Below are 24,197 nucleotides of genomic sequence, written 5' to 3' on the forward strand. Positions count from 1 at the left end.
GACTTATGAAGAGGCAATATCAAATTATCGTTTAGGTATCAATTTATCGTCGTAGTTATCAGCATCAGGGCAACAGCGAGCTTGGAACGCTTTTTAACCCAATAAGAGTTCACTGCGAATTATGTCGCTCTAACCCGCCTAGTTTAGCTTCAGCCCCAAAACTATATTTCTTCGACTGTAAACGTACTAGGCTCAAAGTAAAGCGACGTATCACACTGACATTTTCAGCGCCACCAGCACCCCTATTACGTAATTCATCTTCTTTTAAGTTCACATCGAGCATCCAATGAACCTTATTTTTCCAATATCGAACAGTAAGTTCTGCTTAACACTCTATCAAAACACTATCCTTCCCTAGATGTTAAAGAAGAAAAGACTTCAAGGTAATTAAGGATTTGTTATAGACTATTAATCTACATAATAAAGAGCACAATCACGACATTAATCTCCAGTGATTTACCATACCGCTTCATGAGCAATTGGGATATAAATTATCGAAAAATACCAAACCATAAGTTAATACGCTGCTAACGGCTCAAAAAAATAACGAAGTTGTAGCGCAATTATATCAACATCATTTTCATGTAAAAAATAACGAGCGCCTTGGACACCGATCTCCCAATTATCTGAGAGGTTGTAGCCAACTTCTGCACCAATATATCCATCAAAACCATCCACTTCCGTCGTTATCTTGCTGCCTTGATACGTACTTTCAATATCGGTATCCCAGAACAAGCCCCCCAAACTCAGTTTTGCGGACCATGAATTGTATTGCCAGAACTTATAACCGATGTCGAAGCCTATGCCCTTTACAAGGAGCGGTGCTATAGATGCGACACTAACGTGATAGTCTTCTGGTGAAGTAGTAGCACTACGCAATGTTGCACTACCTTCACCCATATCAATATAACGGATAGTTCCTGACCATTGCTCAGAAAAAGCATATCCAAACCCGATAGAACGGTAGAGCCCGGTGTTGTCAGTAGAGATTACGTTATCACCTTTAACAGCATCACGCTCATCTGCATGGCTTGATCCCATTTGAACATCAACATACCAACCCGCTTGACTACTAAAACTAAACACAGTAATTAGTGCTAGAGCACTGTTTATTCCATAACGTTTCATGGCTCCTAACAAAATCAAAAGCATCAACATCATGCCACCCAATGATCCTGCTGAAGTATTTTCAACCTTTACATCTCTTACCAACTTAACTGTCACTATAACTTTCCCTGTGTCTTGCAGGCCTTGACTATCTTGAATGATATATGTCAACACATCATTGCCTTCAAACCCTGAGGTAGGGGTATAGGTCACGCTCTGATCTGCATTCATGACCACCTGCCCATACTGCGCTTGGACTGAAACCAACTTCAATGTGTCGTTATCCGGATCGGTATCGTTAGCAAGGACATAAACCGTGACAGGGGTACGATCATCGGTGGTAATATTATCGTCCACCGCATTCGGATTCTGACTGTTTACCACATTCACCGTCACCTTCGCCGATCCCGTTCCACCATTACCATCCGTTACGCTATAAGTGATCAAAGCCTCCCCGTAGTACTGTGGTTGAGTGACATAACTTAGTTTGTTATCAACCACACTAACACTACCAATATCTACAGAAGCGCGACTTACCTTCAGCCCATCACCATCAGCATCGGTATCATTACTCAATACATCGAGCGTCACCGTACCATTGAGACTAACAAACGCATTGTCGTCAATCGCTTGAGGGAGTGCATTATTGTTTACACGAGCGGCAACGACGCCAGGGTCAACGACACTGCCATTAGCCAATCCGTCATCATCGTTCGGACCACCGTCTTCAATGGTAAGTTGTACACACCAGTCACCTTCAGTCAGACCCTGTGACCATGAACTGTGCCCTGGTGGCGGACAATAACCAGCCTCGCCAGCACTAGAAGAAACTGTGTTTTGAGCATCCTCAATAAAGTCTATCCACCCCTGTTCAGCGTTATACTTTCGGTACACTGCATTTGCTGGAACAGGTAAACGCTGAGGCAAAACTAATTGATAGCTTTGGCCGGGCAGCGGCAAATTAGTTACTACAAAATCAAAGATTCCACCTATGCTCTTCATGTTGATATCTTTAGGAAGCTCCTCATCTAGCAATAAAGCTCCTCCTGTTGTGTTAGTCAGAATGGTTATTCCTTTGCGTAAACAGACACCTGGCTGCCCCTCAATGAGGAAGCGATCTTTTTCTGACACAACCTGTTGAATTACGTTACAGTCAGAAATTGCATCAAGATAGTCAGGAATGCCATCACCATCACTATCATTATGACCTTCTTGATCATCAGGGATTAAGTCGCCATCACTATCTTCACTTCCGAGCTCCGCCAATGTTTGTACCACTTCTAAATAGACATTCCGTGTCACTGATAATGGTGGAGTGCCATTGTCAGTAACTGTCAATTGCAAATTGTAAATTGCTGAACTCAGTAATTGCGGAGAGAAAGTCAATGTTTCGCTGTACATCTGCCCCGCAATCGCTTGGTTAAGTACATCGCTATCACTAGTCCATCTGAAACTGTGTATATCGGACATATTGGCATCATTAACACTGCTTGTGATTGTGACCGGTTCAACACCATTTTCAATTTGGCTCCGCTGCTCCCCCGCCTGAGATACACTTACCGAGACCTTCGGAGCCACATTCTCTTCAAAGATTGTCAAGGTGTAACGACTCTTACTACCTAGATTAAGGGTGCTGTCCAAATCAATCACTAAGGTTTCAACGCCTTCACTTTGTCCATCATTAAGTAGTTCGAACGAAAGTTTGCCTTCGGTACCACTAGTTATCACCACTTCGCCAGAGGTGAGTGTGTGGTCATCACTGTCTGTGCTTCCTGAAACCGTGTAAGGTACGACTACTGGGTAACTCGGCGAAGGGCCGTTAAGGTGTATCGTTACGCTATGGTTGGTGCCTTCCGTGGTTTGCGCATCTTTGGAGATACTTATCAGTGGATACACTGTTACCGTTTGACTAGCCTCAGCGACGTTTCCATCAGAGTCTTGAGTACGCCAATAGACCGTATTAGTTCCAGGTCGGAAGAAGGTCGTGCTGTCGACCAATGAAACAGGTAATAGCTTGCCTGTACTATCTCGGGCCACGGCAGAGCCTAATGCAACTTTAGTAAAGAGCGAAGTTGCTTTCACTTCAATATCTGAAGGTGCGGTTATTGTTGGTGCGTCCAATTTCGCACTTTTAATTGTCACGATTGCTGTCGCGGTGGCCTTTCCACCATTACCATCTTTCACACTGTATTGCACTGTCACTGTACCAATTGAGGTCGTTGCCAATTGGATTTGACTGCCCACAATCGTTGCCGTTCCAGATGTAGGTTTAACCCATTCCAGTTGTAATGTGTCTAGATCAATATCGCTGTCGTTGCTAAGTACATCCAATAAGTAGCTACCATCGTTACTCTCGGTAAAGACATAGGTATCATTAACCGCCACTGGCTCATCATTGACGTTGATTACCGTGATGCTAAACGCTGCTAGAGAAGCGCTTAGCTCACCGTCAGAGACACTAATAACAATATTATTGGTGCTGCCAACATGCTCATTTTCCGGCGTACCACTTAGCAACCCAGTAGCTCTATCAAAGGTTGCCCATGATGGTTTATTGCGGATTGAAAAGCTCAAGCTACTACTATCAACATCCGATGCCTGCAGCGCAAAGCGATACGTACTGCCTTCGTTGACAGTAAGAGCAGGAGTGCCACTGATCACTGGAGCGTCATTGATATTGTTAACAACAATGCTGAATCTATTGAGCATTGTGGTCGTGAGACCATCAGAAACCGAGATAACAATGCCTTGATATTTGCCAACATCACCATTATCTGGTGTACCACTGAGCGTGCCTGTTGATGCATCAAAGCTAGCCCAAGATGGCTTGTTCACGATACTGAAAGTAAAGGCTTGGCTGTCAACATCTGACACTTGTGGCGTGAACAGATAGGCGCTGTCTTCATTCACTTGTGTTGCTGGTGAGCCAGAGATAACAGGTGCATCATTCACGTTATTCACAGTAATCGAAAACGCTGACAATGAGGAAGAAATAGTACCATCGGATACGCTAATCACGATATCTGGATAAGTACCCACATCACTGTTACTTGGCGTGCCAGAAAGTGCTCCTGTTGTCTTGTCAAATGTAGCCCAAGGTGGCTTGTTAGCTATCAAGTAGGTCAGAGTATCCGCTGGGTCATCGTCCAATACCGCGGGCACAAACTGATACACACTATCTTCATCCACTTGCGTCGATGGGGTACCCGTAATCACTGGCGAGTCATTAACGTTATTCACCGTGATGGTCACTAACGCCACTCCAGAGGTAAGTTCTCCGTCACTTACGCTGTAAGTGAAACTGTCCTGACCAAAGAAGTTACTGTTACCCGTATAAACCGCGTGATTGCCTGTGACGGTAACATTACCGTTGACTGGCGATGTTACAATTTGATAGCTCAAAGATGAGCCTTCTGCATCGTTACCATTTAAAGTAATGGTCAGCGGTATCTCTTCCTCTCCCGTAGCACTGACATCGGTCGCAGTTGGTGTATCGTTGACTGCATTCACCGTCAAATCGACACGAACCTCTGTCGAGTCGAGATCACCGTCGTTGACCTTGAACAAGAAGAAGTCGGAGCCATTGAAGTTCGCTTCTGGTGTATAGCGCCAACCATTATTGGTCAACTGTTCTAGCACGCCATGACTGACTTGCTCAGTGATAAGATACTGCAGAGTGTCATCATCGTTATCAATATCTGAACCAACCAACGTGATCACCAAACTATTGTCTTCATCAAGCGTTTGTGACTGTGCTTGCGCCATTGGTGCGTCGTTGACCGGTGTTACCGTCATGGTCACTGTTGCGACGTTAGATACAGCACCTGCTAAGTCTGCCACCGTATAGGTGAAGCTGTCTTCACCGAAGTAGTTTTCATTGGGGTTGTAAACAATCGCTCCAGACGCCGTCACGTTCACACTACCATATGCTGGCGTATCGACGACTGTGACACTAGTGAGTTCAAAACTGTCTCCAGCATCGGCATCACTATCATTGCCTAATACGTTGACCTCGAAGGAGCCTCCCTCTAGTAGTTGTGCACTGTTATCAACAGCAACGGGGGCATCATTCACTGGCGTAATATTGAGCGTGATGGTTGCTGGCACGGAGACCGCTTGACCACTATCGGTTAACGTGTAGGTAAAGCTATGTTGACCATTGACGTTCGCTGTTGGCACAATCTGTAGGGTCCCATCGGCATTGACACTGACCGTGGCAAAACTATATCCCCCCTCTCCTTGACCAAGATCTTGCAGGGTAATACTACTCGGGGTGAATGACCCATCTTCAATATCACTGTCGTTACTTAAAATATCGAGTGTCGATGTGACATCTTCATCAAAGGTAAAACTGTCTGCCTCCGCCACTGGTGAGTCATTGACGGAACCGATATTGACGCTGACCGTGGCCGCAAGAGAAACGCCGCCTTCACTGTCTGCGATCGTGTAAGTAAAACTGTCGCTACCATTTTCATTCGCATTCGGCGTATATACAAAAGTGCCTACAGTTTGATCAATGGCGACTTGTCCTTTTTGAGGCAAACTAACTAACGCTAAATCACCCATTGGGATGCCATCTTCAACATCCTTCGCTTGACTACGCGCGGTGACTGCTGCGCTTGCGGTATCTTCGTCAGTGTTAATGGTCAGCTCTTTCGCGACTGGCGCATCATTTATAGCCCTGATAGTGACGGTTACTGTCGCGTCTTGTGACTCCTGTAACAAGGCATCTTTCACGGTATAGGTAAAGCTATCCGTGCCTGTCTCATTACTATTTGGCGTATAGGTAACAACGCCGTTGCTGATCGACACCTGACCTTTAATTGGTTGTGTTTTAACTGTTGCAGAAGAAGCGACTATGTCATCATTTATATCGGAATCGTTGGCTAACAGATCAAACTGTTTCGCCGTATCTTCCTCAGTCGAGAAGCTATCATCAACTGCCGTTGGCGCGACATCGTAGCGTTTAGTCACCGTATCCGTCACTGCATCAGATGCGTTGCCTGCGGCATCGGTTACCACCACGCTTACTGTCAACGTCCCCTCTTGCAAACCAGTGACGTCAATGCCCGTTACTTGCATGGTCTCCGAGGAGATTGTTTGACTAGCGCCGTCAATGGTCGTGGTACCGTCGGTCACGCGATAAGTGCACATCGCGTTCACTTCAGCTGCTGCGAAGGTAAAGCTCATCGCTTGTTCGTTGGTTTTGTTAATGCTCTCCTGATCAATGCTGATGCTATGTCCAGTCGGGATCCCCGTATCCACTGAAATCAACAACTGAGTCGCTGCAGTATTGAGGTTACCTGCAGCGTCGCTAAATTGCTCTGCTGCAACATTAATAGTTGCATCCTCAGTGCTTTCTTCTGCAGGTGTAAAGGTAGCCGTGTAACTGGCGCCACTGCCCGCAAAGTTAGAAAGAGTTCCGCCAGCAACGGTCACATCGGCTTCGGCAAAATCAGTTGCGGCTTCACTCAAGGTAAACGTGAGTGTTGCCGTTTCTCCCGCTTTCAGCGCAGCGCTGGAGCTAGTGATACTGACGGTTGGAAGCATAGTATCGACGCTGATGGAAAGTGGTGTTGCTGCACTATTGCTGTTACCAGAAGCATCGGTAAATGTGCCGGTGGCAACATCAATGGTGCCGCTCGCCACACTCTCTTCCGTTGGTGTAAAGGTCGCCGTGTAACTGCTACCACTGCCTGCAAAGTTGGACAAACTGCCGCCAGTGACGGTGACATCTGACTCAGCAAAGTCACTTGATGACTCACTTAAGGTGAACGTGATACTCGCCGTTTCGCCAGAGATCAAATCGAGGTCTGAACTGCTCAAAGAAACAGTTGGCTGCACGTTATCTAACGTAAATGTTTTGCTAGCTGCACTGGAGGTGTTGCCCGCAGCATCGCTCTGGCTAGCCGCGACCGTCAGGGTGCCGTTGTTAAACGCACTTACATCAAGCTCACTGCCGCTCAACGTCCAGTTGCCTGAGTTGTCGGCCGTCACCGTACGACTGGCATAATTGCTGTAGTCCGTGATGGTCACGGTCACGCTATTGCCTGCTTCCGCGCCGGAGCCAGCAATCAGCACGTCGTTGTCTTCTGCCGCATTGACGATGCCATCAGTTTCAATCGGCGTGGTGATGGTCACAGCTGATGGTGCGGCGTTATCCAGGGTAATGCTCTGGGTGGCGGCGGTGGAAGTATTACCTGCTATATCTGCTTGGGTTGCAGACACCGTCAGGGTGCCGTTGTTAAACGCACTTACATCAAGCTCGCTGCCGCTCAACGTCCAGTTGCCTGAGTTGTCGGCCGTCACCGTACGACTGACAAAGCTGTTATTGTCTGTGATGGTTACGGTCACGCTGTTGCCTGCTTCCGCGCCGGAGCCAGCGATCAACACATCGTTATCTTCTGTCGCATTGACGATACCGTCGGTTTCAATCGGCGTGGTGATGGTCACTGCTGATGGGCCAGCATTGTCCAGGGTAATGCTCTGTGTGGCTGCGGTGGAGATATTACCTGCTATATCAGCTTGGGTTGCAGACACAGTCAGGGTACCATTGTTCAGGCCACTGATATCCAGCTCGCTGCCGCTCAGCGTCCAGTTGCCTGAGTTGTCGGCCGTCACCGTACGACTGACAGAGCTGTTATTGTCTGTGATAGTCACGGTCACGCTGTTGCCTGCTTCCGCGCCGGAGCCAGCGATAAGCACATCGTTGTCTTCTGCAGCGTTGACGATACTATCAGCCTCAATCGGCGTGGTAATGCTCACTACGGATGGTGCTACTGTATCAATGGTGACACTTAACGCGTTGGATGCCGAGCTAACATTATCATCGCTATCAGACGCTTTAGCACTTATTGCATGTGTAATACCAGACGCCAACTCATTGGTTGTTATCTGCCAGTTTCCTCCAGTAGCAGTGCCTGTGCCAATAACCGTTGCACCTCCACCGACTTGATCACTGTATAAAGTAACGATCGATCCACTCTCGGAAATCCCACTAAACGTTGGAGTAGTGTCACTGGTAATATTATCAGTATTTAATGATCCGGTATCCGAACTAGCATCTAAATCGGGTGTAGATGGCGCATTTGGCGTGGTATCGACCGTAGTAAAGTTAAATGTGGCATCATCGCTGATCCCAGCAAAGCTATTATTTGCGGTGTCAGCCACGGCACTAGATTCAATATGAATGGCGTAAGTCCGGTTTCCTATCAGATCACTGGTTGGGTTTAAGTAAACTTTATCGTTGGTAACACTGATGCGGCCAGCGCCTGGTGAAGTTGTTGTGCCATCGCTTTCGGTGGCAACATTAAATACTTCAAAATCGCGACTGTCTGTAACATTACGAATGGTAATATTGCCGCTCTTCAGCTCAATATTCTCATCAAAGGCAATCTCGATGTTTTTGCTAACAGAAACATTGGTTGCATCATCAGTGGGGGTTGAGCTCGCACTGACAAAAGTAGGCGCGGTTGAGTCTGAAACCGCAGCGTCATCAATCTTGATACTTTTGATAAGATAACGAGAGTCAGCACCCGGACTTCGGGTAAACGCCATAGTCACTGTATCAACGTCCTGCCATGCAGAATCAGTAAAGTCTGTACCACGGGTCAGGGTAAACAAATCCTGTAACCCTGAGTTTGCTTCACCACCTTTTGGCAAGGTGACAGTTTCGGTCACTGTTTGAGTATTATTAGAGAAGCCAGTTAACACAAGTTGATACGTTTTATCTGAGTCTCGGGCCGACCCCTGCATAAAGGTAATTTCGTCGAAACTGAAGTTAGTACTTGATCTCTCAAAAAAGCGGAAGCCACGATTGTTGAACTCATTAATCATGGTATTTGAGAAAAAAACACCAGCTACAAACCCGAGGTCATTTAGGCCAGTAAACGGAGTGCTATCAGTGCTATTGCCGGCATCTAATACCATAGACACAGCACCTGCATTGGTAAGAGTGACCGAGGGCATACCCCCAGTGACGCCTGTCTCCACCTCACTAAAATTGGAACCTGAACCATTAGAGTAGTTAATCGTTTGCTGTGCGGCCCAGGCTTCACCGGAAAAAAACGCTGAGGACACCCATGCTGTTGTAATTGCGATCGCTACCTGACGACGTAATCTCATTTTCCTCTCCTGAAGATGACGGCCTTATCAACATAGCCGGGTTATCATAATCAACTTAAATATTTAATTTTTTTATAGGAAAGGATTAGCGAAAGTTTCAGCCAATTCTTTCTTGGTTGATTAGCTGCGCGGTGGGTATACTCCCGCAGTGGCAATTAACCAATTAATCGGCAATACCGGGCTCAAAATATTAAGTGGCACTGAACCGCCTGTTTCAGTCACAGTTACAGTACCTCCTTCCGAGCCACCACCAGACACACTTAAGCCTTCGATCTCAGTCAAATCTGGTTGCTGAAACGTCGGTTTATAGAACCCAGGGGTAGAGTTTTGCGCTATATACGAATTACTATCGGGTACCTGTGTATTTGCAGCATTGGTAGCAACCTGCATCCTGCCTGTTACAGGTGCAGAAGTGCCAAGAGGGGTAAAGATTGCCGTATGTAAGTGTGCTGGCATTTGGGTTATATCAATAGTTACCAGTTCAGTACCCAATCTTTCTCCCTGATGATAATCCATCCCCCCAGGTCGTGTGCCTACACCAACTGGACTGCGGCCACGCAAATCAGGTAAACCAAAGGTAGTTCGGGCGTCACCTCCGTATAGAGTGCTTACTAGAGAGAAGAGTGCTGGATTATCTTCAATTGCCTGCATTTGCCCCGAGCACATTGCCCAATTTCTAATTGCAAAATTGCCGCCAAATGCGGTTAGTGTCCCAAGATACGGTTCTGTAGCCATACTGTTCTTCCTTTTAACGTATACACTTAAGTTAAAACCAACCCATAACGTAATCTTTACTCGCAGGCTGAAGCAATGACATGCCAGCGTCCAGCCCAGCCATTTGCGCGTAGCGATAACCCGAAAACACGCCTTGCGGTGTAGCAATAACATCTATTGATATGGCGCTATCTAACGTTTTCACTTGTAACCCATGTTGTGGGCTGATCTCGAGAATGCTCCCCGCCTCAACACCGACTAAAGAAGTCTCCACTGCGCTTGCTTGCAAAACATTGGCGACACCATTTGGCAAGCTCAACATCGCACCTCCTAAGTCATGATTGCCTGCTCGCACTAAATTGACGATTTCGCGACTCGTTTGCACGTTCCAACGAATGTGTAGATCATGTTGGTTTACTGCTCGTGCCACTTCGTTGGGGTTTGATACTTGCTCACGCCAAACCAGCCCTTGCTTTTGTTGCGCGATGAGGAAGTCATACATCAGCTTAGCCGTCATTTGTGACGCTTTTTGCTGAGCACTGGTTAAGGTCTCAAACGGGTGAAATGGTACCTCTAACTCCATTCCTATAGCACCGGAATCAACCGATGCCTCAAGACGATGCAGGGTGAGGCTAAAGGTGTCTAAACCCTCTCTTAATTGCCAATAGAGAGGCATCGGGCCTCGATACTCGGGCAGCTTTCCCGGATGAATGTTGTACAAGTTTCCGTTGAAAAACTGACACAGCGAGGAATGAACTATGTGCCTGAACAAATAGATGACGCCATCCGTGACTCGCCAAGCATCGAGTTGCGCCATCAAAGCACTGCTGTCATTGGCGGTATACTGAGTAATATGAATCGATTGAGCGCTCAGATAGCTCTGTAGCTGCTGTAAGTCAGGATTTAGTTCTCCTTCCGGTACTACCACGCCCGCCAATTTATGCTGTTGTGCCAACAACTGAATGATGGGCAAGGCGTAACAACTTCCTGTAAAAACGACGTATTTTTGCTGCATATCGAAATCATCCATGGGTGGCGACAAAACCTGGCAATCCGGTTAACTGATAATAGAAACTGACCTTATCCCCTCCCTTCGCTTCAAAGTAATGGTGTTCAACAGCTTTGGGCTTGGCATCCACATAAAAAGTCATGTCGGGTTTAGGATGGGTAATACCAGAGTCGTATTGTCCGACCATCGCATCTCCGTAAGTATCGATATGGCTGTAAATGGCCAGGATACGTTTTGCCATATCTGGCACATCTTTCGGCAGCTCAATGGTGTTGCCTTGCAGCATTTTTATTCCACCATCTAGCTCAAAAATCTCGCTTCTGAGCAACATGGCTTTATTGACGTTAAGAATTTCTCCCAGATCAATTCGATCATCTATCGCTTCCGGCTGGCAATGGTTGGAATGTGCATACTCTGCTTTTTCCCATTGTTGATTAAATTCCGTCTCCCCGATGACCATCATGGCGCGCACAGATACCTGATTGGGGATCATTTCGCCTTGAATATGTAAATATTGAACCAAATGTTTCGCGATGCTGAGGAACCCTTCCCGACTAAAGCCATGCTGCATCGCTTCAAGTATCAGGAGATCAAACGTTTGAGTTGGCGAAAATTGGGTAGCATCTTCTTCCACTAAGGCTTCAATGTAGTCTGCGATATCGAGATCCGCGATCAATTGATTGAGTGCTTTAATCGCTCCGGGGTGAATATCTACTAGTGTCACCTGAAGCTGCTCTGCGCTAATCCGATCACTTTGTTTGTAGTGAGCAAGTAAAGGCAGCAGCAACGGTGCAAAGGGGCCGCAAGCTGGATAAAGCACTTTAACCTGTGGCTTGTTGGCAAGCATTTGTTGGATAGCTTTGTTTGTACCACACGCAAAGCCTTTAATTCGGTACACATCTTTGATGGTGTGTTTACAGTTAAGTGGAGACATCACCAGCCCAGATGTGGAAATGTACTGTCGGGTCAGTTCCTCTTGAGTGAGTTTAGCCAGAGAAAGAGATTGGCACGCGTTGCCATACATGCTCTGAAAGGCTTGCACCAGTGTTAGGTGCTCAACTTTCGTCTCCTTCAATACGAGCTCAACTGCCGCAGCGAAACTCTCTTTCAGTTGCCGTTGGCGTTCAGCCGTGCTGAGTTGGTTTTGGAGCATAGCCTCAAGTTGAGTCCGTAATGAGTACTTAAGCAGCTCATCCATTTCGGGTTCAGCAAAACCAAACTGTTGAGTTTGTTGCTGCACTTCTTCAACACCGACCGTCTCACGAGATTGAGGACGTTGCTGGTAGAATTCTATAGGTGAGCCCTTTTGCATAATTCATGAACCTCAATTGCCGCTGTAGCAGTTGTTAATGATGTAAACAAGCCTGTACTTGAGAAAAACATACGCCATAAGCTCGGCGTTATAATATCTGAGCTCACGGATCTAATTTCATAAACCGTACTGACAAAATTGGGCAGAAAAATTGAGATAAAAACAGTTCCAATTCTGGAAATTCAGAGAGTAGTAAATAGTTAGGGTAATAGGCCTTTCGATAGGATTCTTCTAAAGCAAGCGCTTGCCAATCCCCTCGATAACAAGATCGTTTGACATGTGGCAGCCACGCAGTCACCTTGATAGAGGTAAGCGCGGCATTCAAGTGTGGTGTAATATGAAATCCTTTTAACAGGCAGAAAAAGCCAATATCCATTGTATAAAGCCAACTATTTATAATATTGAAATTAAAATTATTTTTATCGGCAGTTATTTAGAAAGTACCGATATTTAATTTATAGACTAGAAAAACTTAACTCGCCAGAATAGGAATAAAAAAAACACTAAAAATAAGATTATCAATTTATATCTCTAAAATTAAAGAGTTTAATGCGGCCCAATATAAGTTGAAGGTGTGCAATCTTTTAAAAGATATACATTTAAAGATATTTCAAAAAACTTATTAAGAAAAACATGAATTCACAACAATAATTATCAAAATTATTAATAACAAAAACACTACTAATACAACAATGAATTAAGGTAGTTTGAAGATTAAAATGCCCATTTCATTTTCGTATGTAACATTTTAACTACTAGTATTATATGTGGTGAAATAAGATAAACTTATTCACTCAACATATCCAATCGATTCAGGTTTACTGGGAAAAGCTATACGTTACAACGGAGTGAAATATGGCAAATAGGGATGGAAGAATTCCACTCAACGTATTACGACTCAAAGAACTGAGAAAGAAATTAGGACTGAGCCAAGAAAGACTGGCGGAAGAATGCTTTCAACAGGGTTTAGTCGTATCTATTGCTTCCATAAAGCGAGCAGAGTCTGGGGCGAATGTGCTGTATCGTACCGCATCCAATCTCGCGGAATACTTTTCTGTCCCCGTAGAGGACCTCTTAATAGATCGCGCCTCAGAACCATTACTTACAAATGTGTCTTCATCACCACCATATTTTTTTATTTTTGCAATCGAAGCAAAGTGTGATTTGACCGTAAAGACTCTGCAAACATTACTTTTCAGCCAAAACACTACACCCATAATAAAAAACCGGACGTTTGTTCTTACTTGGTCTATACAGGAATCGGACGAATATGTTTTTGAACGAATTCGACAACTAGCCCTTCAATTACAGGTTGCTCTTTCGGCTTCGATTCGGTCTTTTATCAATGTGAAATACAAGCATCGAGTCACTGAGCTATCGGAACATCCGAATGCGATAACCCCAATCAATGAAATCCTAGTTAAAATCCCTTGGGGAGAAATAGCTGCTTGCCCTTGCTTTATCTCGTCCAATTGTGCCAGACCAATAAAACCGTTTCTAACAGGAGAGCCAGACTTCAACAACTGGCATCTTGTATCCTTACACCAAAGCCATACTGACTGTTTTGTAGGGCGTAAACTTGAACTAGAAACATTGAATAGCGGAATCAAGCGATGGCAAAAACAAGAAGCAGGCCAAACGTATTGTATTACTGGTACCGCAGGGATAGGAAAGACCAGCCTACTCAACCAGGTCATTGCGTCTTTGAATCGATCTTCGTGTTTAACCACTGAGATTCAAATCCTGAATCATGGCAGTGCTGATCTCTTGTCCCCTCAAAATATATTCACTCGGGCAATTTGTTCATTTACTCGTGAAGATACCGATGATTCTATTCGTCAGCAAACTGTCGAGTCATCAATTCCCTCTTCTTTCCACCTCTGCCTTTATTGGTTAATGGGGGTAGCACTCAACGAATCAGAAAAGCAGTTGCTGAACTTAATGGAGTTCCAAACGCTGAAACAAACGATAGAGCAATCTATCCCTTTCTTAATTCAACAACGGCAGACCAGCAAACCGCACTTGATTATTGTTGAAGATGTCCATTGGGCCGACGAGGTAATGTTGGCGTTTCTTGAGACACTGCTACCTCATATTACAAACACCAATATTTTGCTCTTTCTGACGTTTAGGCAGCAAAAACGACTTAGTTCCAAACAATCTTGGTTTACCAACGTGAACCTAATCGAACTTAGGGAGTTATCATCTGAAGAGTCTTACGAGTTAGCTTGCTCAATCACATGCCAACAGAATAAACATATCAATGACTGTATAAAGCTTGCGAAAGGCCATCCTCTGTACTTGCGCCAAACACTGCTTTGCTCTCAGTTTGATAAAGACGTTCCGGAGTCATTGGAACATTTAGTTTCGATACAATTAGCTCAACTTCCAGCCCAAGATCGCCAAGCACTCTGTACTGCCTCTGTGTTGGGGCAGTGCTTTCAACTGGAGCAACTGCGTGAAATCACTCGAATTCCCGGCTACGTACCAGATAAGTTAGTCGACGCTGGCTTAGTAAAACTCAATGGCGATCAATACCTTTTCCATCATGATTTGATTTGTAATGCTGTTTTCCGTCAAATAGACAAGTCACAGTGTTCAAAAATACACATGGCCTGTGCAAAATGGTATGAGAACCGAGATCGATTCTTATATGCCGTCCATATTAATCATGCCAAGGTCGAAGGTGTATTTACTGTTCTTGAACAGACCGCCAAACATTACCTGAGTAATTATCAGTTTGAAAAAGCACTGACACTTATTGAGTTCGCTATTAAAGAGTCACCTAAAGAACAGATGGCGTATGCACTAAATATGAAAGGAAACTGCCTGTATTCGATGGGACGCATCAAAGAGAGTATTGAGGTTCTTGAGCAAGCGGTTCATCACACAGAAAATGATCCTGAACGTGTTCAATACTATTTAGACCTCATTAACCCCTACCGCTTAACCGACAACTTTGTACAAGCGATGTCGATTTTAGACCAAGCCCAAGCCCTGTGCGAAAAGCTGACGTTAAATAAATCTTTGTGTGAAATCCACTCGATGCGAGGCAATATGCTGTTCCCTACTGGGCAGCTAGACGAATGTGAGAAAGAACATTTACTCGCGTTGGATTACAGTAAGCGAGCAAACTGTTTTCGCGCGAAAGCGAAATCGCTTGGCGGCCTTGGAGACTGCGCCTATGCACAAGGAAAAATGGCTCGAGCTTACGAACACTTAACCCAGTGCTTGCAATTGTGCGAGCAACATCAGTTGCTTTCGATTGAAACTGCCAATCGCTACATGCTGGCAACAGTGATGATCTATCAACTGCAATCTGGCGAAGCACTAAAACAGACTCAGCATGCCTCAAATCTCGCCTATCTCACGGCAAACCGCCGAGCAGAAATTGTTTCCCGACTTACAGCAGCATGGATCTTTCTCGACCGTAATGCATTGGCGCAAGCTGAAAACGAAATCTCGACCGCACTACAGCTTTCAAAACAGCTCAATGCCCATCGATTTGTCGCATTTCTTTTGGAGTCCAGTGCAAGGCTACACTGGTATCAGGGTCAATCAGAGAAAGCCCTTGCGGATATCGACACAGCTCTAGATCTTGTTCGTACCAATAAGCTACACAATTTTATTGGTCCTTGGCTCGCATCTACCAAGGCCCTTGTTTGTGGCGATGAATCAGCGGCTCTCTCCGCTTTGCGCACTGGCGAAACTTGGCTAGAGTCACCCTGTGTTGGCCATAACTATTTACGCTTTTACCAGCAAGGAATCCAAGTAGCGTGGCAGTATAAGTTGCCTGCACTACTTCGAAAATATCGCGATAAGCTGGCTAACTTCACCCGAGAGGACCCGCATCCATGGGGCGATTTTTATATTGAACAGGCGAATCTGATGCTCGCCTTACTCGACCAGTCCAGCTCCGTCTCTGAGTTATTAAACTTCAATCAAGCCGCGCGTAAGCATCAACTCAATCAGGCCCAAATCAGTGTTGATGAACTCGACCATTGGCTCTTCACCTCCACTCAGCAATGAGTATTCGATAAACGAAGAACTCACCCGTCAAATCATCGAGTTTGCTCGATTTACCTCGTCAAACACAGATATTCGAAACCATCGAATATCTGTGTTTTGAACGCAGTGTCATCACCAGTGGGATTTACGCTGGCGCAAGATCACTTTTCTCTACCTTAAGGTGCTCAATGCTGGGAACATGCTCAGGAAGTTGCAAAGTGACGCGTTGATTTGCTACTTCAATCCATTCACCCGAGTTGTTTTTGTATCGATAAAATGCCACGCCTGATTTCCAATCATCATTAAGTAGGATGTTGAGCGTTACGTTGTGAAGATCTGCTCCTAGAGGAGGAATGCCTAGGTAAGGCTGGTAGCCCTGCAACGTCACCATGATATGACAATCACGCATCGTGCATTGATAATTGAAACTGCCATTGAGATCAGACACTACATTTAACGGTGGGTTGACCGCCTGACAAATACGTCCCTTGCCCAATATTGATTTGTCTTCGCCAGCAACAAGTAGCTTGATATCGAAACTCACTCCTCCAGGTAAACCGTTACCAATATGATAATGAGCAGCAAAAATAGCTTGTGACTCTTTTAAATTAATAGTCATTGTTTTCTCCAACTGATTTATCGTCGTTAGTGACCCATTCAATGTAGATAAAACGTCACTAACGTTCAGCATCACTTTAGGCTCAGATCCACTTCGCCATGAAAGTGTCCACAGTCAGCTGATCGCAATAATTTTTATTTATCAACCAAACGCTACTGCACGATCGATGATATCTCTGGTGGTTCACTGACACTAACTGATACCAAACTGATATGGCACACATATGCACTTTAGCTAATATCAATAAAACAATCGGTCAAATGGAAAACAAGGAATAATAAATCATGAAACGAATGGAAGAATCTGTGGAACAACACCCTAGCCCTCAAATACAACGCCTTGCGGTACTTAGTGCTTACTCAATTTCCGTCCATAATGCCACACTGTTTATTCAGCAGATGGAAAAGTCCGGTTTTCCTAAAGATAGATTACTGACCCCTGGTGACGACACGGTGTCACCAGTTCCCGGTTTAAACCAATATCAAGTCGAATCACTCATTTTCAATACTCGCTATCAATACCAACCTTTTGCTATTGTCATGTGCGAAAATACATTAGAAGTTCAGCAAGCTTATCTGACAGCAACTCGATTAAATCTCCCTATTCGCGTTCGCTCGGGAGGGCATGATCACGCTGGTGAATGCAGTGGCAACAATGTCATTTTAATTGATGTAAGCAGAATTAAGACCTTCCAACTGTGTGACAACATTGCCACCATTGGCGCTGGTTATCGCTTCTATCAACTGACACCAAAACTTGCAGAACATGATCGAATGATTGCACATGGAACCTGTGCCACAGTAGGTTTGACTGGCTATATTCAAGGTGGCGGATGGGGCCCATGGACGCGAAAATATGGCATGTGTTGTGAGCACCTAGTCAGCGCAACCGTGGTATTGGGTGATGGTACGATCACAGAAGTTTCAGCGGAGTCCAATCCTCACCTGCTTTGGGCACTAAGAGGCGGCGGGGGCATGAGTTATGGCATTATTACCGAGCTGCGCGTAAAAACATTTCCTTTACCCAAAGAGATCCACCGCTTCGAGCTTCAGTGGAATCTCTATCAAAAAATCAACGGTATGCTTCAGCCAATACCATCGCACCCGACCATAGATGTGCTAAAAAATTGGGAGCAGGTTATAAAAAGTCTCGGCACGGCTAAACTTCTCGGCACCAACTTGCAAATTGATGCTCTGCCTGAATCATCTAACCACTGTGATCTCGAAACCATCAGCCATCACTGCACCATGTACGGCTACTGGGAAGGAACAGAACAAGATCTTCACCAATTTATAGCCGTTCAATTTGGCGCTTGCTCCCCTGATTTAGTTCAAGTCTATGAAGCACATGGCACTGATTTTGACGGGAAGAAATACGATCACTCCCTGATGAGCACATGGGGGCGCGATTCTTTGTGTCAAAGTGGTTCTCCTTTCCCACCCGATTATGACGCGCCAGCCCCCCACAAAATCACTTCACGATTGGTCTCTGAGCAAGGTCTCAATCCAGAAGGCTATACAGCCCTTCTACAAAGCTTGACTTCACCTTTGATAAAGTCTGAAAACCGCGAGCAAGGGCTATTTAGTTACGTCACCTTAGGAGCTATCACTGGCGACTTTTATCATCACTCCAACCATCTTGAAGACATCTCCTTCCCTTACCGTAAGTGTCAATATACGGTCCAATACCAAACCTGGTGGAATGAAGAGATAAAGCAAAAACTAGAACTACAAAATAACCCAGTACTTGTCGATGTAAACAGAGCCATGGACTGGATTGATACAGCCAGAGAAGCTGATATACCGGGAACCTATGGTGCCTTCATCAGCTTTAAAGATCCGGCAATTCCGACAAGCGTTTATTTTGATCGAAGCTACAGCGACTTAATCGGCATAAAAGAAAAATACGCTAAGGATAAGTTTAATCATCTTAGAACTAATAAGACCATCATTTAAAATCAATATTCATCTTAAGAAGCATATATTAACAGACCGTCATTTGGCCGTTCTATCACGTATAGAAATTAAAAAGAGGAAAAATTATGACAACTAAGGGTTCATTTTACGTTAAAAATAACTCCAACGATAAAATCACCGGATATGTGAGATTTAAAGACTCTCCGGAAATGGAGGTTCGTTTCGACTTGAATACTGGCGAACAATCTGAATCTGCTAGCTTTGAATCCGGTGCCGCTACGCATGACTCCTGGTACTACAACTTCAAAAAAGCAGGCGAAACCTATACTGGCGACAAGTCCTGTGCATTCTATGCAAAAGACGAAAATAAAGGCCCCGTCGTTGTGGAAATCTTTAATGACAATTTAAAAATATCTCCACCACTTAGCGGATCTTGTGAGAAAACTTTATAGCCGCTCACCCGATTCATCACTTTGCCCGAGACAGTTGAATAACTTCTCGGGCAGTTTCATTTCTCGGTATTTGGATTGAAAACTCTCCCCATTTTCAATCACAATCTGAAACTGTTAACTTTATGCCCTCACTTTATATCACCACTGCAAGATAATCGAATCAATAAAAATTCCTTTTAAAATCAACTTTAAATCTAGAGTAACCAAGATTGATAAAATAAATATATCATTGAATTCTAAGATCAAAGAGTTTGACTTAATACATCACTTTTTATTTTAACTCTATCAACTGATACTAAACTGCTACTGATGTTTTTTAATTGAATGCTTAACTTAATAGCATGCACTTATCTCAATGGTTAAAACCATTATTAAAGCGCAATTCTTCTATATCCACGTAATCTCTAAGCACTTGATTCAGGGAGTGTCTTGGAGATGCATCATTCAAAATAAACAACGGAAAGCATGGCTATGTGTACAGATGTAAATATCAACTATGGTTGTAACAACCAAACCTTATCCGCTAGAACCATGGAGTTTGCAGTTAACCTACAGACCGAAATCTGGTTTAGAGCCCAACAAACTTACCAAATTACGACCTTTACTTCCGACGGAAAAGCCGACCGTGTTTTTAATGGTCAGCCGCCACAACGTCACAGTAAAGAATGTGAGTTTAAAGCAAGTTGGAAGGGAAAATTAAGCTTCATCCACTGCAACGCCATTACCCGATATAATAACCCTCTTTTAACAGCTGATGGCATTAATGAATCCGGCCTTTCCGTCGGATCGCTATACTTGCCCATACTCAATCAAAATGTATCGACCTCTCACATCCCCAATGATGCCTTTGCATTAGGAAGCGGTCTGTTTGGTACTTTTATCTTGTCTACGTTTAATACTGTGGACGAGATGGTGACCTACTTCACCACCCACCCCGTTTACGTGTTTAACTCGACTATTTCAACTGGTGAAACAGAGAGTGACAACATGGCTTTAGACCAGCATTTCGTGATTCACGATGCAAATAATGACAGTGCAGTCATTGAGTTTCTTAACGGTAATATGCATATCTATCGAGCATTCAAAGAAAGCGATATGTTCAGCAAAGAGGAAAACCAGCAAGCACGCTATCAATGTACCGAATACGACTTTGATGATTATAAAGTGGTTGTGGACCACTCCTACGTTGGAGTAATGACTAACTGCCCAAATTACCATTGGCATGTCAATCACCTCTCTTATTTTTCCAATTTGCGCAACTACAACCCAGAACCGAACAATGAAGTAACCATGCAACGTCATGTCCAAGTGCCTAGCCCACTTCAATCAATCAATGGTGCTGGCTTGATGGGTCTACCCGCCGACCCAACACCGCCGTCTCGATTTGTACAAACCTATGCAATTAAGCAGTTAAGCGAACAACCAACTAACTTCGACGAAGCCTTCTCACTCGGACAAAAGCTACTTAATCGCGTTGATATACCTTTGGGCATCATGGCGAATGAGTTTGAGACATCCGATAACCCTGAAGTCTTTTTTAGTGATATCACCCAATGGAGCGTTATTAGGCATAACAGTCATCAGTCACCCGCGTTCTACTTGCGTACCTACGGAGACATGACTTGGCGCGTCGCCAACGTCAAAGACTATAGTGGGTTAAATAGAGACTGTCAGATCTCAAGCGTTTTACAACTCATGCCAGTTACAACATCATTACCGTTTGAACAAGTCGAATCTCGACCAACTATTAAAATCGCTTAGAGTTAATTTTGAAGCGCAAACAAATGAGAAGCAAAAAGCCCCGCTTTCTAAGCGGGGCTTTTAAAAGACAAACTGCTAAATTCACTATTCTTAATTTATCTGGAACTAAACAAGATAATCGCCATTCAGTCGATTTACTCTTTACCGAACACGTTGTTCTCTTGTTCTTGAACGCGGATGAATGTAGTACGCTTGGTTAGCTCTTTAAGCTTTGCTGCACCCACGTATGTACAAGTTGAGCGAACGCCGCCAAGGATGTCTTGGATAGTGCCGTGAACACTTCCACGGTAAGGTAATAGTACGGTTTTTCCTTCGGCTGCGCGGTAACCAGCAACACCACCTGAGTGCTTCTCCATCGCGCTCTTCGACGACATTCCATAGAACTTCATGAACTTCTCGCCGTCTTTCTCGATCACTTCGCCGCCTGACTCTTCGTGGCCCGCTAACATGCCGCCTAGCATAACAAAGTCCGCACCGCCGCCGAATGCTTTGGATACATCACCTGCGCATGAGCAACCGCCGTCACCGATGATCATGCCACCAAGGCCGTGCGCTGCATCGCCACACTCGATGATTGCAGAAAGCTGCGGGTAACCAACACCCGTTTTTACACGAGTTGTACAAACTGAGCCAGGGCCAATGCCTACTTTCACGATGTCTGCACCAGCGAGGATCAACTCTTCACACATATCACCAGTAACCACGTTACCCGCAGAAATCACCTTGTCTGGGAACTCTGCTCGCACGCGTTCAACATACTCGACTAAATGCTCTGAGTAACCATTTGCAATGTCGATACAGATGAAAATAAATTCATCTGAAAGCGCCATAATATCTTTGGTTTTTTGGAAGTCTGCGTCAGATGTTCCCGTAGACACCATTACGTTATTCAGGGTTGCTTTATCAGCTGATTTAGCAAACTCAGCCCAATCTTCTACCGTGTAATGTTTGTGAACTGCAGTCATTACACCATGCTCAGCTAGCGCTTTAGCCATTGCAAAGCTACCAACCGAATCCATGTTTGCTGCGATTACAGGCACACCAGACCATTGACGACCACTATGCTTGAATGTAAAATCGCGGGTTAAATTTACTTGAGAACGGCTCTTAAGGGTAGAACGTTTCGGGCGAAACAGTACATCTTTAAAACCTAACTTAAGTTCTTGTTCGATACGCATTGTGTAATTCCTTGATTCATATGTATATGTGTCATCTCAGAGTGCGTAGTGATTTCGTTGGCAGACGAGTTCACTGTTCTTCGGACACAAAAAAACCGGAGCGTTGGCAGACGCTCCGGTTTTCAGCATTATAGGCTGTGATTTATTTCCTACAAGTCTGATATTTGAATTTTTTTTGTGATACCATCTTGATAATCGCATATCAAAAACACTCCTCAAGTCGTTATTTTTTCTCATTATTTATAATTATCAACAACTTAAGAAAACGTTTAAGTTAACCTATTGCGCAAACCTTTGCGTCATACCTTTAAAATGAAAACGCATCACCTCTCAAATCTGCCTAAAACTCAATCACCTAATACTAAGATGCGCTGCTAATTCGGAAAAAGTACTCCAAAAAAATCGATCATTTTTTCATAGTGATGGGCGAGATCTAGCTACGTCCTATCGATTTGTTGAGTAATAGCGGTACGAAGTGTGCCTATAACATCACTTGCCAAAAGACCAATTTGACCATGCTGACTCACGTTTATATCCGCAGCATGACTGTGGAGTACCACACCTAAACGTGCCGCAATGGAAATGGGTAACCCTTTAGCTAGCAACGCACCAATAACACCAGATAGCACATCTCCCATTCCGCCCGTCGCCATTCCGGCGTTACCCGCTAGGCAGACGTACATTCTCGTTCCATCGTAAATAAGTGTTCCCGCGCCTTTTAAAACCACCACACCGCCATAACGCTCTTGCAGTTGTCTTGCAGCAGAATATCGGTCACTTTCTATTTGTTGAGTGGTCACATTTAATAGTCGAGCTGCCTCTCCAGGATGCGGCGTGATCACTCGCTGGTTGTCGCACACCAAAGTGCCATCACATCGTTGGCTTAGCATCGCTAGAATATTGAGCCCATCAGCATCAACAACTTTAGGTTTCGGTTCTTGAGCCAGATATTGATAGGCTTGATAAGCCCACTCATCATCACCAAAACCTGGACCAAACACCAATACTTCAGCCCAGCGAATGCGTTTAGTTAAGTCATTCTCAGTATCCCTGAGTAAGTCGGCGGTGATGCTTTGGCTCATTACTTCTGGGCAGCCAATCTGTAGCGGAATAAGGCTATTCGGGTGAGTAATTGCGGCAGTTAAACCCGCTCCGGATCTAACCGCAGCGGAGGAACATAAGCGAATCGCTCCTGACATACCTTGGTTACCACCAACACAAAGTAGTTTGCCATTGTCACCTTTGTGTGCTGTCGGGTTTGGCTTGGGCATTAACCTTGAAACAACCTGATGATCAATACCTAGTGCACTTTCTACTTCGATAGAATCAAACTCAACATTTACACCCAACCCACAAAAGTGGAGTTCACCAACTCGATCTCTCGCTTGTCCGGTGCACAAGCCTTGCTTAACACCAATGAAGGTTACAGTATGCTCAGCATGAATGGCATCGCCTAAAATAGCACCTGTATTTGCACACAACCCGGAAGGAATATCGACTGCAATCACTGGGGTGTGAATTTGATTGATTTGCTCAATGTAGCGACGGTACTCCGAACGAACCTCACCACTTAGACCAGTGCCTAACATGGCATCAATGATCACATCGGCTTCTAGCAATGCGGTATTCCACTCATCCCAATCATTGTTAACACCATCGATGGACTGCCAATCTTGATATGCGCGTAAAGCATCACCTTTGAGCGCAGTCACATCACCAAGTTGGAAAACCTGTACATTGAGTTGCGCTTGTTTAGCAAGCGAGGCAAAGACGTATCCGTCACCACCATTATTCCCTTTGCCACAAATGACTAAGATATTTTTTGATTTGGGATACAAGTGTAAAAAACGCTCATACACAGCCATACCTGCGCGTTGCATTAGGCTATACATAGAAACACCAGCCATTTGCGCTGCCAGCGTTTCACCGTTTTTTACTTGTTCTGCGGTGTAGAGTTTTAGGGCGAGATTAAAGTCCATCTTAACGTTCTGCGCATT

The 24,197-nt window shown here is 44.7% G+C and carries 11 protein-coding genes; 4 read left to right on the forward strand and 7 right to left on the reverse strand.

The genetic code is table 11. The features are described from left to right. Positions 1-516 precede the first annotated feature (516 nt). From MTR11_RS15180 to MTR11_RS15195, 4 genes are all read right to left on the reverse strand, one after another. Positions 517-9,231, reverse strand: a complete 8,715-nt coding sequence (locus MTR11_RS15180) for an Ig-like domain-containing protein (RefSeq protein ID WP_243327983.1) — start codon at positions 9,229-9,231, stop codon at positions 517-519. A gap of 120 nt (positions 9,232-9,351) precedes the next feature. Further along, positions 9,352-9,966: a phage tail protein gene (locus MTR11_RS15185; protein ID WP_053807894.1), complete on the reverse strand. Its 615-nt coding sequence runs from the start codon at positions 9,964-9,966 to the stop codon at positions 9,352-9,354. A 31-nt stretch (positions 9,967-9,997) separates the two neighbouring features. Continuing rightward, a complete protein-coding gene (locus tag MTR11_RS15190) occupies positions 9,998-10,960 on the reverse strand; it encodes a formyltransferase family protein (RefSeq protein WP_243327984.1) in 963 nt (320 codons plus the stop codon). A 7-nt stretch (positions 10,961-10,967) separates the two neighbouring features. Next, on the reverse strand, positions 10,968-12,266 hold the full coding sequence (locus MTR11_RS15195; protein ID WP_243327985.1) for a hypothetical protein: 1,299 nt from the start codon (positions 12,264-12,266) through the stop codon (positions 10,968-10,970). A 1,347-nt stretch (positions 12,267-13,613) separates the two neighbouring features. Here MTR11_RS15195 and MTR11_RS15200 point away from each other — a divergent pair. Next, positions 13,614-16,295: an ATP-binding protein gene (locus tag MTR11_RS15200; RefSeq protein ID WP_243327986.1), complete on the forward strand. Its 2,682-nt coding sequence runs from the start codon at positions 13,614-13,616 to the stop codon at positions 16,293-16,295. A gap of 124 nt (positions 16,296-16,419) precedes the next feature. On the opposite strand, the gene MTR11_RS15205 is transcribed toward MTR11_RS15200, so the two are convergent. Then, complete coding sequence (locus MTR11_RS15205) at positions 16,420-16,893, reverse strand: DUF1842 domain-containing protein (RefSeq protein WP_243327987.1); 474 nt, start codon at positions 16,891-16,893, stop codon at positions 16,420-16,422. A 284-nt stretch (positions 16,894-17,177) separates the two neighbouring features. Here MTR11_RS15205 and MTR11_RS15210 point away from each other — a divergent pair, with 284 nt between their 5' ends. The 3 genes from MTR11_RS15210 (at position 17,178) to MTR11_RS15220 (ending at position 21,022) form a co-directional block, all read left to right on the forward strand. After that, the gene (locus MTR11_RS15210; RefSeq protein WP_243327988.1) at positions 17,178-18,848 is read left to right on the forward strand and encodes an FAD-binding oxidoreductase; all 1,671 of its coding nucleotides are present in this window, start codon (positions 17,178-17,180) and stop codon (positions 18,846-18,848) included. An 86-nt stretch (positions 18,849-18,934) separates the two neighbouring features. Further along, entirely contained in the window at positions 18,935-19,261 is a 327-nt protein-coding gene (locus MTR11_RS15215; protein ID WP_243327989.1) for a hypothetical protein, read from the forward strand. A gap of 471 nt (positions 19,262-19,732) precedes the next feature. Further along, the gene (locus MTR11_RS15220; RefSeq protein WP_243327990.1) at positions 19,733-21,022 is read left to right on the forward strand and encodes a linear amide C-N hydrolase; all 1,290 of its coding nucleotides are present in this window, start codon (positions 19,733-19,735) and stop codon (positions 21,020-21,022) included. A gap of 134 nt (positions 21,023-21,156) precedes the next feature. Here MTR11_RS15220 and MTR11_RS15225 read toward each other — a convergent pair whose 3' ends face one another. After that, positions 21,157-22,200, reverse strand: coding sequence for a GMP reductase (locus MTR11_RS15225; protein WP_005396079.1), 1,044 nt, complete (start codon positions 22,198-22,200; stop codon positions 21,157-21,159). A gap of 437 nt (positions 22,201-22,637) precedes the next feature. Further along, the gene (locus MTR11_RS15230; protein WP_243327991.1) at positions 22,638-24,179 is read right to left on the reverse strand and encodes an NAD(P)H-hydrate dehydratase; all 1,542 of its coding nucleotides are present in this window, start codon (positions 24,177-24,179) and stop codon (positions 22,638-22,640) included. Positions 24,180-24,197: the final 18 nt, after the last annotated feature.

Origin of the sequence: Vibrio sp. CCB-PB317 (genome assembly GCF_022808245.1) — a bacterium.
GTDB classification, from domain to species: Bacteria; Pseudomonadota; Gammaproteobacteria; order Enterobacterales; family Vibrionaceae; genus Vibrio; species Vibrio diabolicus.